The 14,641-nt window shown below is 48.8% G+C and carries 7 protein-coding genes; 1 reads left to right on the top strand and 6 read right to left on the bottom strand.

Annotated features, from left to right (window positions below; translation table 11 throughout):
* Nucleotide 1: 1 nt before the first annotated feature.
* The 6 genes from pbpC to OX890_RS02495 all read right to left on the bottom strand — a co-directional run bounded on the left by pbpC (nt 2) and on the right by OX890_RS02495 (nt 12,884).
* Nucleotides 2-1,210: a penicillin-binding protein 1C gene (pbpC, locus tag OX890_RS02520; protein ID WP_268650047.1), complete on the bottom strand. Its 1,209-nt coding sequence runs from the start codon at nt 1,208-1,210 to the stop codon at nt 2-4.
* A gap of 83 nt (nt 1,211-1,293) precedes the next feature.
* Nucleotides 1,294-6,912 carry an alpha-2-macroglobulin family protein gene (locus tag OX890_RS02515; RefSeq protein ID WP_126490871.1) on the bottom strand — a complete coding sequence of 1,873 codons (5,619 nt, stop codon included), beginning with the start codon at nt 6,910-6,912 and terminating at the stop codon, nt 1,294-1,296.
* 208 nt (nt 6,913-7,120) lie between these two features.
* The gene (mog, locus tag OX890_RS02510) at nt 7,121-7,654 is read right to left on the bottom strand and encodes a molybdopterin adenylyltransferase (RefSeq protein ID WP_006083754.1); all 534 of its coding nucleotides are present in this window, start codon (nt 7,652-7,654) and stop codon (nt 7,121-7,123) included.
* A gap of 255 nt (nt 7,655-7,909) precedes the next feature.
* A complete protein-coding gene (locus OX890_RS02505) occupies nt 7,910-8,869 on the bottom strand; it encodes a carbohydrate kinase family protein (RefSeq protein WP_126490870.1) in 960 nt (319 codons plus the stop codon).
* Between the two features lie 119 nt (nt 8,870-8,988).
* Complete coding sequence (locus OX890_RS02500) at nt 8,989-11,385, bottom strand: TonB-dependent receptor domain-containing protein (protein WP_126490869.1); 2,397 nt, start codon at nt 11,383-11,385, stop codon at nt 8,989-8,991.
* A gap of 278 nt (nt 11,386-11,663) precedes the next feature.
* Nucleotides 11,664-12,884, bottom strand: coding sequence for an MFS transporter (locus tag OX890_RS02495; RefSeq protein ID WP_126490868.1), 1,221 nt, complete (start codon nt 12,882-12,884; stop codon nt 11,664-11,666).
* A gap of 261 nt (nt 12,885-13,145) precedes the next feature.
* On the opposite strand from OX890_RS02495, the gene gtfA reads away from it, so the two are divergent.
* The gene (gtfA, locus tag OX890_RS02490; RefSeq protein WP_268650046.1) at nt 13,146-14,624 is read left to right on the top strand and encodes a sucrose phosphorylase; all 1,479 of its coding nucleotides are present in this window, start codon (nt 13,146-13,148) and stop codon (nt 14,622-14,624) included.
* Nucleotides 14,625-14,641: the final 17 nt, after the last annotated feature.

Below are 14,641 nucleotides of genomic sequence, written 5' to 3'. Positions count from 1 at the left end.
GTCAGCTCGCCCCCCCTAAGGCAAGTGCTAGCCCATAATGGCTTTCTCCCCTTAGACCAAGTATCTGGGCTTGTCGTAAAAAGCCGTACAAATTAGGACGAGTCAACTGCCCTGCCAGCCACACTGCAGGCAGATTGCGGCTCTTGATCAAAGCATCATGGGCACTAATAGGGCCCGTGAAGCGATGGTCGAAATTCTCCGGTTCAAAACTCCCAAAAGCGGTAGGCGCATCTTTAATGATACTTTGGGGATGAATAATCCCTTGATCTAACCCTAAGGCATACAGAAAAGGTTTCAGAGTCGAACCCGGGGAGCGGCGGGCGACGACACCATCAACCTGACCATAAATCATGGGATTGAAAAAATCAGCGGATCCCACCCAAGCCTTAATCGCCTGATCACGGGTATCGATCAATAGCGCTGTGGCATTATTCACGCCTAAATGGCGCTTACCCGCAACATACTGACGAATTCGCAGTTCCAGCAGCGTTTGTAACTTAGGCTCTATTGTCGTGTGAATAATGGTCGCGTCTTGGCGTAGTTGTCGACGAGTAAAATGGGGCGCCTTAAAAGGCAGCTCGTTGCGTTCAGCACCTAGGGCCGTCAACACCAGCAAGCCTTGATTACGAGGATCATCTGGATAGGTCTGCTGCCAAAATAGCGCCAGCCTATCCCTTGCCGCTTGAAAGTCTGCCTGAAATCGAGCTCGACGCGCCGGACTCTGAGGCATAACCGCTAGGCTCAAAGCCTCGCTCAAAGACAACTCACCCGCGATTTTATGGAAATAAATCTGACTTGCAGCACCAACCCCTTCAATATTGCCCCCCATGGGAGCGAGGTTAAGATAAGCCTCTAATAGCTCATGCTTGCTATAACGAGCCTCTAACCAGAATGCCGCCAAGATCTGCTCTAATTTGCCCGACACAGTGCGACTGTTAATGGCATAGACTCGACGAACTAACTGCATAGTCAGAGTCGAGGCACCTTGACGATCACCGCCAACATAAGTGGCCAACATGGCACGTACTAATGCGACTGGATTAACACCTGGGTGATAATAGAAATAGCGATCTTCCTTTAACAACATGACCTTAATCATGATGGGGGAGATATCCTCTAAATCTTGCCAGAGTCGATATTGGCCATCAGTGGCTAAGGTCAAGCGCATTAAAGAGCCATCGGCAGCCAACACCTCACGTGAACTGGGCATCAGTTGACTCAATGGCTGCGCAGGCCAAAGTCTAAGCCCTAGCAATATAACGGCTAGGGCGACTAAGGCTAGATAAACGGATCTCATGGAGCAGAGATCACTAATTCACTGCCCGCCCCCAGTGCTTGTTGCAGAGGATCATACAGCCCTTCAGCATAGGCAGCTGGCACTTGGAAATGGCCAACATTGGTTGCGCGCGCTTTGTAAGTAAAGGTGCCAACATCACGGCTAGCCGTACCATACAATACGACTCTATCCTCACGGACATTGAGCCAAGAAGGTGACCAATCACTCCGTTCGCCAACGCCTATTGGTGGCTGCCAACCACTGAATTCTTCACCTTTGTCTCTATATACTGGCTCAACACCACCGGGGAGCAGATCAATAACAACGACTTGTTCCAGCTGTTCGAGCGACGTCGCACGCAGTCGCAATCGAACTAAGAACTCCTCTCCGACTTTCAACCCCTTAAGCGGCTCGCCCTTAAGATCGAGATAATCGCGACTCACTTCTAAACCGTGACTGAAAGCGGCAACGGGCTGCTTATCAAACCCCGCTTCCATCAACATATAGAAAGCATCGGCAGCACCCGTCTTTTGGACTTTGACCTTATCAGTAGTAAACGGCAACTCAGCCTTGGGCAAAGTTTGCAGCAGCCACTTGTCCGCCACTTGAGCGGTTAACGTCAACTCACCACTGCTTGCTTGCTGATCGTAAGCCGCCAGTGCTCGTACTAAGGTTCCTGCAGATAGAGAAGTATAACGTTGTGCCGATAGCCAGTTACCCACACGTTCTAACAATCCCTCGGGTAGCTTCTCAAGGCGTTCTGGTGCGTGGCGGGCGACTAGGGTTAGCAATTGAGCATCATGGACCAAAGGATCTAAATATAGATCGAAACGCTTCGGCGTTTTCTGCATCAATTCCCATGTTTGTGCTTCCCACAGCGGCTTAGCCAGCGTCTGTTGCTGCATGAGTGTAAAACTCGCCGCTAGCCAAGCACTTGCAATATCAGACTGCCAATCTTTAGGATAATAACGCTGTAATCGATCGCGAATATCAGCCAGAGCACCACTGACCTGCACACCTTGGCGAGCCAAGAGATAAGTGCCGTAGGCGCGCTGACGCAACTCGCTCAAACCACTACTCGGGCCACTACTCAGCACTGATAAATAGCCGTTGGCTCTCTCTAGCATGTCCTGCGGCACAGCATAGCCATTGCCTTTGGCGTCCAATAGCATATCCACGACATACAGGGATACCATAGGTTCGACAACGGGATTTGCCGCCCATAGACCGAAGGCACCTTCACTGTTCTGGCGGCTACGGAGCTGAGCAATCAGTTGATTAAAGGCGGGTAAATTCTCCTGCGGTTTCCCTAATATCAGGGCTGGAACAGATTTAGATACCAGTTGTTCGGTACAGGCATGGGGATAACTATCGAGATAAGCACTTAAGCCCTGCGCCCAGACCAAGGGGCTACTTTGCAGTCCCGCCTCTTTGCGGCTAAAAGGCTCAAATAGCTTACGCTCCAGCGATAATTGCTTCTCTGCACTATCTAACACAGCCGTCTGCAACTGCACGCGATTCGTGGTTAGAGGCCGAATTGAAATACTCTCTCCAATCTGGAAATCTCCTTGTTCACCCTTGAGCGTCCAATGCAACTTCGCCTCTCCCAGAGGCTCAATCGCCTTGAGTTTGAAACGCGCCGTCGCCTCTTGTCCCGGTAGAATATCAAACGATTGCTCAGCACCCTCTAGCTGGGTCAATCCACCCTCCAAAGATAGCGCCACTTGGACATGGGTAGATGTAGGCTCAGTGTTGTAGAGACCCAGTGTGATTTCGGCCTCATCACCAGGAGCCAAAAACGCGGGCACATTTGGACTCATCACCACTGGCGCCTTCACGTGAACAGAAGCTTCGGCAACACCCATATTGCTGTCAGTTACACTGACGGCAAAGAAATGAATCTTTCCATTAAACGTATCGGGCACACTGTAATTAAACTGCTGTTCACCGGCGCTGAGTTCCTGTAGTCCAGACCAATATACGACTGGCGATGCACGTTTACGCTTAAACGGATTCAAATTTGCAGCGAGTAAAGCTTCGGCATCGCCACCGGGTGCGGCATAACGCATTAACACGTTAAGATCTGGTAATAACAAGTCTAAGATTTGGCTCGAGTTTACCGTCAACGCCTTTTTAGCAAAGAAGTGTCCTAACGGATCGGGAGTTTGATAACGGGCGACTTGTAATATGCCTTCATCCACCCCAAAGACCACGACTTTTGAGGCTGTAGACAAGTTCAAGCCAATCTTTAGATCATTACCCGGCTTCATCTGCTCTGGCAGGCTTAACGATAAGGGCTGACGACGCTCCCCGAAATCTATCTTAAAGGGTTTAACCGCATAGGATAACGGACTCATAAAAATCTCATCAGAGTCTGGCGCACGCAAGAACTGCACATTCACATAGGCATTGCCTTCTATCCCCTTTGGCAATTGGATCGATTGCACCGAGCGACTGCTATCTGCTTTAAACCATTTAAATGCATAAACTTTATCTCGCTCAATGGTGATCAAACCCGCACCAGTGTAGGGCGCTTGAATCGCGAGTTTGATCGTCTCGCCGGGTTGGTACTCATCTTTGTCTAACTTGAGTTGAAGTTCAGCATTACGCTCTAAGGCACGACTCGCATTGCCTTGACCCGCCACACTATAGTCAATTTGGTTAAGCTGGCGCCCTTCGGCATCGATGATCCTTAATCGGTAATCACCAGACTCACGCGTATCGAGAGACAAATCGAGTTGACCCTGCTCAAGCTGTAAATCTGTGCTTTCCAATAGCGTATCTTTACGACGTGACTCATAACGATACGTGCCATCATTTTGCTTCACCAAGACAGAGACCCAACGTCGAGCAATACGTTCAGCCTTAAGTTGTACGGCTCGAGGTTGTAAATCTTGACCCACAGTCACTAGCTTAAGATGCCGCTCTCCACCTTTGCTAATAAAGCCCAAATCACCATCGGCTTTATAACCCAGTAGCATATCGGCGCTCGAGACCAGCGCCTGATCTTGAGCACTTACACCTCTACCGGATCCTGCCTCATACACTTTTGCAAGCAGATGCAACTTGAACGTCGTCTGTCCGAAACGATCTAAAGCGAGATTCAGCCCTGCAACGCCTTCTTCATTGGTGTTCACTTCCGCTAAAGTCTCACGGAAGGATTCTTTCAACTCACCTAACACACCAAAGTAATAACCTGGCCATTGCTTAAAACTAATATCCGTGGGCGACAGTACAATTTCACCCGTCACGCGTCGATCACCCGCAGGTCCACCAAACAGCTGCTCGGCCTGAACCTTAGCCGACACGTCCTCAGGTTTTAACCACCCTAAACCAGTGCCGCCATCCGTCGCACCTAGCGTTACTCTGACCTTGATACGATCAGGTTCAAAATCGCGAACTTTAAAGCTCACCTCACCCAAACGAGTCAAACGATGTTTATCGCGGATCAAAGATAAGCTGGCTGTGTACTCTCCAGCCACTGCGGCCTCGGAACTGCTAAAGTCCAAACTGTTAAAACCGCTCGTGTCTAAATTAAATGTGCGATCTAATACATTAATGCCACGCGGATCTGTCACCACCATTTTGACCGGCAAGCCCTTAAAAGAGGCTGCCCAACTCTGGCTCCTGACTAAACTCGCCACATGGGCCGTTTCACCTGGGCGATATAACCCACGGTCAGTAAAGAGATACGCACTCAGCGTATTAGGATCTTCACTCTCGTAGCTACCGCCAATATCAAAACGGGACATATCGAGCTGACGGTGCCAATCGCCTATCGGCAAGAAAGACACATCTCCGGCTTTTTCTACCCGATAGAAAAGCGGCGTCTTTTCACGACGCAATTCACCCAACTGAGCTAAATGCACATGGCCTTGTGGATCAGTAAGTCCTTGTGCCACTGGCAGACCGTTGCGTCCGACCACTTCCACCTTGGCATCGACAATTGCTAAGCCCTTGGATAATGACTGCACAAATATATCCAAACTGCCGTCGACACTGCGCTTAGCCAAAATCCCCAGATCAGTGACTACCACAAAACGTAAATCATGGGCTTCACGTGGATAATCGTCGAAGGTGCCATAATTATTCTCTTCGGCTGGCGTTAACTTAAGCACAAAAATGCCTCGCTTATCAGCGAAGTAGGATTTAAGGTCCACCTGACCATAGGAGGTTTTAGCGGGATCCGTCGATGCAAAGCTTTGGGTTATTTCAGTGCGCGTCACCAGTCGATCGAAGGCGGCATTGTTAAAGTACTGGGCCGTGAAAATACCCGAATTCTGATCCACCAGCTGATGAAGTTGATCGGGCAACAGTTGAGCGACCTCAATCCTGACATCTGCAACACCTCTCACGAGATAACCTAAACGTTGATCATCATTTAACGTTAGTAGCGCACCCTCGCCGAGGAACGAAAGCGCCTTGGGATATTCCGGCATACGCACCACGGAAAAAGCGGCATCACGGGACAAATAGCCACCCTGACCTTCCACATGCTTAGCCACCTTGATGGCAAGATAACGACCAACAGGTGCTTTAAATTTAAAACTATGTAACTGATTAAGGCCTTCCGCTCCAGGGTTTTGACTCAAAGACACTTTAGGTGCTGCCAGCAACACTGAGTCAGTGACATTTTGAGTATTCCAGTACGTATTCCCTTGGGGGTCTTTCTGGGGCAACAACCAAGCTTCGACCTTGCCTTTAAGTGCCTCATCTCCCACGGGACGAGAACTCTCCATGGTCAGTACAGGCTCAGGTTCTTCCTTATCGTTATAGGCAAAACCAATTTGTGCCGCGGAAAAGCTCAACTGATAACGTCCCGGTACACTAACCTGCATACTGCCTTCTGCGGCCGCATTCCCCCCTGTTTCCGCTTTAATCCCTTTACTCAGTTCTAACTTAACCGAGCTCGGTTCCAATGGCGTCGCTAAAGGCGCCGAATGAATATAGGCATTTAGGTGTTTATCATCGAAGGTCAGCTCATAATCACTGTCTTGGCTATAGGTTAAACCTGGGCTTAACAGTACAGACAAAGCTGGCTTAACGGTTTGTGTTGCGACGGGATGACTAAAATGAACGGTTGCGACAAACTTTTGAATATTGGGCTGATTCGGATCATGGTAAAGGCGGGCATCGCTAATATTGGCGCTGAAGGGAGCGGTCTTAAACTCGAGGCGATACTTATCCAGTAGAATATGACTGGCTAATAATGTGTCACTATCCAGTGTGAGATCGTAGGCTTGATCCACTGGCCAGTCACCATCAGGTTGAAACTGTAGATGTTTATCGCTCGCCCAGCGCCATTGACCTGCAATAGCGGGGCTCAAATGGACGCCCTTATTCAAGGGTTTACCTATATTATCTAGGGGAGCAACTGAATCGCTAAAACGAACGACGAGCGGTGCAACCTGAGTCGTCTCAGCCTCGTAATTAGTCAATGACGGCGCGAATATTCTAGACTGCACTGTTTGTGGTTTAGGTAAATGCTGATACCAATCCCACGCTTTCCATAGGCCTGCTGCAACGAATAATAGGGCTAATAGGCTACCGACACTTTTGCCTGGATGAGCTTTGCACCAGCGCATCCAAGGTGGTGATTGCCAATGACCAAAAATATTTGCTAACAGAGTCTTCATCCCTAATTTCTCCTACATCCCCGCGGATGCATCCAATGGCAGTATGACCAACACAAATTAAATAAATACCCACATCAACCGAGGCGAATGGGGCTAGATGTTACAACCCATAGACGATTTTGCGTGGGCTATGCATTTCCATCCACAGCTCCGCCGCAGCGTCTGCCCAGACTGACAGCAACCAAGTTTAACCTAACATCTCAATATATTACTTAGCCTTAGGCCTGAATGGCTTGATCACGGCTTCGTTGCACTCTAAATACGGGCCTTCCATTAAGTCGATACAGTACGGAATAGCAGGGAACACGGCATCTAAACATTCGCGAATCGATTTTGGCTTACCGGGCAAGTTCACGATCAACGAATCCCCCCGTAGACCTGCGGTTTGGCGCGATAAAATGGCAGTGGGGACAAACTTTAAGGATTCAGCACGCATCAACTCGCCAAAGCCAGGCATCATGCGATCGCATACGGCTTCTGTGGCTTCTGGGGTAACATCGCGTTTCGCAGGTCCTGTGCCGCCCGTGGTGACAATCAAACAGCAGTCCTGCTCGTCGGCCATTTTGATCAGCGTCGCTTCAATCACATCCTGCTCATCGGGGATCACTTGATAAATCGGCTCCCACTCGCTGGTGAGGTAGTCGTTGAGCGTGTCGATAATCGCCTTGCCTGAGATATCTTCATAAATCCCCGCGCTGGCGCGATCGCTTACCGTCACAATACCGATTTTTGCTTTGCTCATAGGAAATCCCCAATGATGTTGAAATAAAACCCTGCCGAAATAAAAAATGTCGACATCTAGCATGGAAGAAGCCGCTGCAGCTTCGACCTTAAGTCGCAGCTAAAATAGCATAAATGCTCGGAAAAGGGGGCGACTAAAACGTGATTAGGTTCGCGCTATGCTATTGAAAAATGGCGGGCGGAAAATCTAAAAGACAAAAAATCCAAGATAAACTCAACAGGCTCACCTTGGATTTTATCGTTAATGCAGTCAGGTTTAGCTAACCTGCGCCAACGTAGGTAAGGAGGGAAACGCGCCCTTTTGCCCGCAGGTAATCGCACCGCAGCGAGTTGCAAACACCACCGCCGCCTCTAAGTGCGCTTTGCTTTCGAGCCTTTGTTTCAAGGTCAAATTGTCTAAATCGTATTCCAGCTCTAAGCCTAAGGCGAACAGGAAGCCTGAGATAAAACTGTCGCCCGCGGCCGTGGTATCGACGGCTGAGATTTTGGGGACGGGTACGCTAAACCTTTGCTGCGCTGTGATGCATTGCACTGGGTTGGCGCCATCGGTGACCAAAATCACCTCAACCCCTTGGGCGAGGCAGAACTGCAGATAATCTTCAAAGCTCTTATCCCGCGCCAGCGCTAAATAGTCCGCTTCTTCGCGGCTCATTTTCAGCACTTGAGTGTAGCGAAAACACTGCTCAACCCGCTCGGCCAGCAAGGACGTATCCTGCCACAGGGATAAACGCAGGTTCACATCGAAACTCACTAAAGTCGCGAATGCATTGGCACAACGCGCACCATAAAGGCTAGTGTTAAAGATGGCGGTTTCGGTAAAGGTATTCGAGCAAAGGTGAAAGATATCAATCCCCTGCCATGGGATATTGTCAAAATGCTGATTGCTGTAGCGCATATCGGCTGTGCCATTTCGGTTGAACTCAAAGGTGCGCTCACCCTGTTCATCTAAATTCACCAGCACAGTCGCGGTAGCGGCGCCCGGCACTTCGGCAAGATAATCGGTCGCCACCCCCTGATCCGCTAAGGCTTGCTTTAACATAACGCCATAATGGTCGGCGCTGATGCCACCGGCAAAGTAACTCTTACCGCCGAGTTTAGCGTAACCCACGGCCACATTAGCGGGCGCGCCACCCGCAATCGGCTGATGATGTTTGCCCGTGGCATCGGTTGGCAGCAAGTCCACTAACACCTCACCAAAACTGAGTAATACCGTCATTTCCACTCCAACTTTGTATTCTATATTCTGCATTCTGTAGCAGGCAAAAAGCCCACTTTCATGGGCTGTTTTGGGCTTAACATTTTTTCTGTAAAAACAGATTCTGTAGCAAGATCCGCTTAGAACTCGTATTTAAGCGTCGCACTCGTGGTGCGGCCATTAATGGTACGGGCACGGATGATATTGTTATCAGGGATTGAGCCTTCTTCCGCTTCAGTAATACCAGTGGCATTAAACAAGTTGTTGACGTTTAAAGACACACTCATAGCTTCGGTCAGATTGTAAGTTGCAAAGGCATTTACTTGGTTGTAGCCGTCGAAACTTAAGTCGTTATTATCTTGAGCATAAGAATCCGTGGTACCGATTAAGTTAACGCCCACTGAACCTTGGTCAAAGTTGTAACGGCCCATCAAAGAGTAGATAAAGTCAGCCTGTCTTCTTGGGGTGTTACCCACGACTTCTGGCGTCAATGCATCTTTAGCAATCTCAGCATCGGTCCAGGTTAGGTTGCCTCTAAAGTCGAAGTCACCGATAAAATAGGCCGACTCGATTTCGATACCTTTGGCTTTGTACTTACGGTCGAAGAAACGTTGGCTGGTGGCTTCAAAGTTTTGCTCTTCGGTTTCAGAGTAGAACGCTGTCGCGAACACAGACAAATCATCGTAACGGTACTTAACACCTAACTCGTACTGATCAACGATATCAACCGCATCTTCCTTCGCCACTGAACCATCGGCACGCACCTTACCAAACAATAGACGGTCGGCATTGGCGCGGCCACCATGGCTCAAGCGACCAAAGGCGGCTAAGTCACTGGAAAATTGATAGTTAGCACCTAATGAGTAAGAGGTGTAACTCCAATCGTAATTTACTGGCTGAGGGTTAGCATTATCGATGGAAGACACGCTCTGCTCAGGGATTGAAATCACCCCATCGAGATTCATATCCACTTGCGATTGCACGCTACCGGCGTAGTTACCGCTCGCATCACCACTGTCATAACGCACACTGGCATCGAGCGATAAGTCACCAAAACTCGAGGCTAACGCGAGGTAAGGCGCTTTAATGGTGTAGTCGGTATCGTAATTACGTTGGCAACAATTTCCCCAGTAAGGTACGCCATAACCATAGAGGCCATTGTCAGAATACGCCGTACCATCGGCGGCAACCACATCTAATAGCGCGGCATTATCGCCTTTTACTTCCATCAGATAAGAGTTCCACATCCAGGTCATGCTGATGTTTTGCACCGCATTGTAATAACCTAAGGTCACGCTGGTATCGTCGAAGGTTTTAGTCAATTTGAAGTCGTTTACGATTGAGCCAAAGTCATTCATCTGCACATCAAAGGTATTGATACGCATGGCTAAACCGTCCATCTGACTACCAGAATTAGGTCCATTGGCGTAAATCAACTTAGCGCCAGTGCCTGCAATACTGGTCGCGATGTCGCTACCGTTGGCCACTTCGGCTGGGAATGGCGCAATGAAGTTACCGCTCACATCGGAGAAGCGGAAACGGTTTTCTACCTGCCAATCGTTACCTAAATCGAAGGAGGCTTCTAAGCCGACAGAATTAACTACAGGATTCATGCCATCGCGCATATCGCCACGGCGACGTTCGCCATCGGCACCTAAGCTCAAGGTTGACTGGAAATACGCGGATTGAATCGCATCGGATTTAGCATCAAAACCAGGGATTGAACTGCCATCCGAGTACATAGGCATAGGTAAGTAACCAATGCTTTTATCGTCTAAATGTTTGAAATACAGACGAACATAACCCTTATCGAATTCTTTGGTTAAGTTAGCTTTGATCTGGCCGCCTTTGTTGGCGTTATAGCCAGCGTCGCGTGGGCCTTCGCCCGTGCGCACAAAACCGCCCACATGAAAACGCAGGCTGTCGTTGATGCTAGTGCCGTATTCAAAGTCGGTACGGAAAGTGTCGTAATCCAGCCCTAGAGTGGTAGCCACACTGCCCGAATCCGAGGTGCCCGTTTTACTGATCACGTTGATAATGCCGCCGGGCGCATTACTGGCTGCAGTCGATGCCGAGCCACCACGGATAGATTCAATGGTTTGCACTGTTGAATCTAAGCGTAAAAAGATGTCTGCGTTACCGAAGGCGATATCGCCAAACTGTAGGATTGGCAATCCATCTTCTTGAATTTGTAGGAACTTAGCACCACCAGACGCCACAGGTAAACCACGCACGGCAATGTTAGCGTTACCTTCGCCACCAGTAGACTCAACCTTCATCCCCGGAATAATACGAAATGCCTCGGCCGATGAACGTGGTGAGCTCACTTCCAGCTCAGCCAGTGACACGCTGCTGACTGACACACTCGAGTCCATAACACGAGTGCCGCGGGCAACCCCAGTCACGGTAATTCTTTCTAAACCTAACGCGTCTTTCTTGGCTTCTTCCTGTTGTGGTGCTTCGGCTGCCCAAAGGTGAGAACTCACCAACACGGCCAATGTACTTAACAAGAATTTCTGTGATGTGCTTTTTATCATTTTTATGTCCCCACCCATATTTGAGATGCAGCCCTATCTCCCCATGGCTGCCTCTACCGAATTGTGATTAATCGAAGAACCATCTTAGTGATTGCTCAAGGTCATATTGAACTTAACCCCGAATCAACTTAATCGATTAAGTTAACAAGTTAGCAACTTGGCAACAAAAAGCAAGTGCGTTTTTTGCACAGTTTTGGTTCGCACTCTGGGTGCACTAGGTCAAAGCATTGATTAATTGAAGAAATGTGACAGAAAAATATTTTCTGTCACAGCCCAAATTAGTGCGCTTCAGCCGTTAACAAATGACGGGCAGGATCTTTAACGAGATTAAATCCGCTCAGGAGGCATAACAAAATGGCAAAACCAGTGGCGAGGTAGAAGCCATATTTAACATGGCCGAAAATATCGCCCACTAACCCCATCAACAAGGGCCCTACGGCAGCGGACACGGCAGTAAAAAACAGAATCACCCCAGCCACAGAGCCATGCTGATCCACAGGGAAACAACTAATCCCCTTAGAATTGAGCGTGGGATACATCATCGACATAAACAGCCCGGACAAGGGCAACAAGATGACAGCGGCCTCAATGCCGTAGATCATAGACCCAAGATAACAAGCACTTATCGCGAAGCTAAACCAGAACATCACTTGCTGCCATGGGAAGCGATCGAGCACCCAACCCCCTAAAAAGCGCCCACCCGCACGCAGGGTAAAAAAGATCGTCAAGGCATAAGCGGCCAAGGTGGTGTAATCGCCTTGATAGCTTTGCAACAAGGTCGGCATCCACACGTAAATCGCCACTTCGGTGGCAACGTATAAACCTATCGCGAGTGAAAACCCTAATGCATAAGGGTTTTTCATCATCTTAAAGGTGCTGGCAAGGTTAATGGCATCCGTCGAGGAACGTTTAATTTGTGGATAATCCGCCCGATAAGCTAACCAACACAGCACTAAACAGAAGCAACCTGCGCCAAAATACAGATACTTCCAAGAAACGCCGCTGATCAGTAAATAACTGACGATGGCCGGCCCTATCATGGCACCCACACCAAAGTAGCCCTCCACCGTATTCATAGTGCTCGAATGCTGTTTTGAGGAAGTCGAGATATCGCCGATAAGCCCGAGTGCGCCGGTTTTAAAGACGCCAATCGCCGTGCCGACAAAGGCGAGTAGAAACAAGAAATAGTAAAATGACTCCCCCAACGCGAACATAAAACAGGCAAGCGCGAATAATAATAACCCCAATAGAATGGTTAACTTACGCCCAATCTTATCCGCCAAGAAGCCTAAAAACAGTCCACTCATCGCGATAAAAATCATCGGCATATAATGGAAAGCACTGGCCTGCGACATGGACAAACCAAACTGGGATATCAACTCTGGAATAATGACGCCCACGGCATCTGAGGTCATAGCGAACATGAAAAACATTAAATATGTGAGTACCCGAATACGGGTGTGATTGCGGTTATCGCAACCTTTTGAATCACTTACCATACCATTTCACCTTATCGTTATTATACCTACTCGCTCTCAGCAGCTCAGTAACAGCATGCTGAAAGGGTTTCGGCTTTTGTGTACAGCAGTGAGCCAGCCTCCCCCAAAACTTGAGACTAACTCAAAAATCCAACAAACCACTTGAATAATGTTTCATATTGGTTAAATATACAACTTAATCGATTAAGTTTAGTTGTGCAATCAATTAAAGGATTGCCATAAACCTTTACTCTAAAAAGACAACTCAAGCGTGGGCAAAGTATGAAAAACCAAGTGCAACTGATCACCTATGTCGACAGAATTACCAATGCCGGGCTCAAGGAGCTCAAAGCGCTACTCGATGACGAGTTGCAAGGTCTATTCGGCGGCGTACATCTTTTGCCTTTCTATTTCCCCATTGACGGCAGCGATGCAGGCTTCGATCCGATAGACCATGTGCAAGTCGATTCACGCTTAGGCAATTGGGATGACGTTAAACGCATTGGTGACGACTACGACATCATGGCCGACCTTATCGTTAACCACATGTCCGCCGAATCGCCAGAATTTAAAGACGTGCTCAAGCACGGCAAACAATCGGCTTACTGGGATTTGTTTTTAACCAAAGACAAGGTATTTCCTGAGGGGTTAAGCGAGCAAGATCAAGCCGCTATCTATCGTCCACGTCCAGGAAGTTGTTTTAGCACTTACACCTTAGCCGATGGCTCCACCGAAGAGTTTTGGACCACCTTTACCCGCAATCAAATCGATATCGACGTTCATTCCGCCGCGGGTAAAGACTATTTAAACCGAGTGCTGGCGCGTTTCGACCACAGTAAAGTGAATCTGATCCGCTTAGATGCTGCGGGTTATGCAATTAAAAAGCCCGGCACTAGCTGCTTTATGATTGAAGAGTCCTTCGAGTTCGTGAATAAGTTAGCTAAGCAAGCCAATGAGTTAGGCATGACAACGCTGGCAGAAATCCATTCACACCACATGACTCAAGTCGAAATCGCCAAACGGGTCGACATGGTGTACGACTTCGCCCTCCCACCGCTCATCTTGCACACGCTGTTTAGCCAAGATTGCCAAGCCTTGACCCATTGGCTGGAAATGGCGCCACGCAACTGCATTACCGTACTCGACACCCACGACGGCATCGGCATTATCGACGTCGGCCCTATGGATGGCTTGCGCGGATTATTGACCGAAAATCAAATCGATAATCTAGTTGAAACCATACATGGCAACAGTAAGGGCGAGAGTCTACAAGCCACAGGCGCGGCCGCCAGCAACGTCGATTTGTATCAAATCAACTGCACCTATTACGATGCCCTCGGTCAGAATGACCTAGATTATTTGATGGCGCGGGCGATTCAGTTTTTCGCACCAGGTATTCCGCAGGTGTATTACGCGGGTCTGCTGGCGATTCCAAACGATATGGAGCTGCTCAACAACACCCATGTCGGTCGCGATATCAATCGCCCTTACTTGAACCGTGAAAAAGTGCAGCAAGCCATGCAGAAACCTGTCGTTAAGGCGCTGACTAAACTGATTAAACTGCGTAATAGCAGCCCAGCCTTCGATGGCCGCTTTACAATGGCATCGGCAGAACGCACATTAACCTTATCTTGGACAGCGGCTGATTCGCAGGCAAGTCTCACCCTCGACTTTGCCAATAAAGATGGCCAAATCATCCTTTTAGATAGGCAAGGTAAAGAGACACAAGTGTCGTTATCAAAACTGTTGGCTCAAGCATAAGCTTGAGTTCCTGTTCG

The sequence above is a fragment of the Shewanella sp. DAU305 genome (genome assembly GCF_026802235.1).
In the GTDB taxonomy this organism is placed as follows: Bacteria; Pseudomonadota; Gammaproteobacteria; order Enterobacterales; family Shewanellaceae; genus Shewanella; species Shewanella baltica.
Note: the sequence above shows the minus strand (reverse complement) of the source record. Positions and strands in the feature narration are given on the sequence as shown.

Coding starts and splice junctions, on each gene's coding strand:
- pbpC (WP_268650047.1), bottom strand. CDS start 1,210: ATGCCCAGTTCACGTGAGGTGTTGGCTGCCGATGGCTCTTTAATGCGC.
- OX890_RS02500 (WP_126490869.1), bottom strand. CDS start 11,385: ATGATAAAAAGCACATCACAGAAATTCTTGTTAAGTACATTGGCCGTG.
- mog (WP_006083754.1), bottom strand. CDS start 7,654: ATGAGCAAAGCAAAAATCGGTATTGTGACGGTAAGCGATCGCGCCAGC.
- OX890_RS02495 (WP_126490868.1), bottom strand. CDS start 12,884: ATGGTAAGTGATTCAAAAGGTTGCGATAACCGCAATCACACCCGTATT.
- OX890_RS02505 (WP_126490870.1), bottom strand. CDS start 8,869: ATGACGGTATTACTCAGTTTTGGTGAGGTGTTAGTGGACTTGCTGCCA.
- OX890_RS02515 (WP_126490871.1), bottom strand. CDS start 6,912: ATGAAGACTCTGTTAGCAAATATTTTTGGTCATTGGCAATCACCACCT.
- gtfA (WP_268650046.1), top strand. CDS start 13,146: ATGAAAAACCAAGTGCAACTGATCACCTATGTCGACAGAATTACCAAT.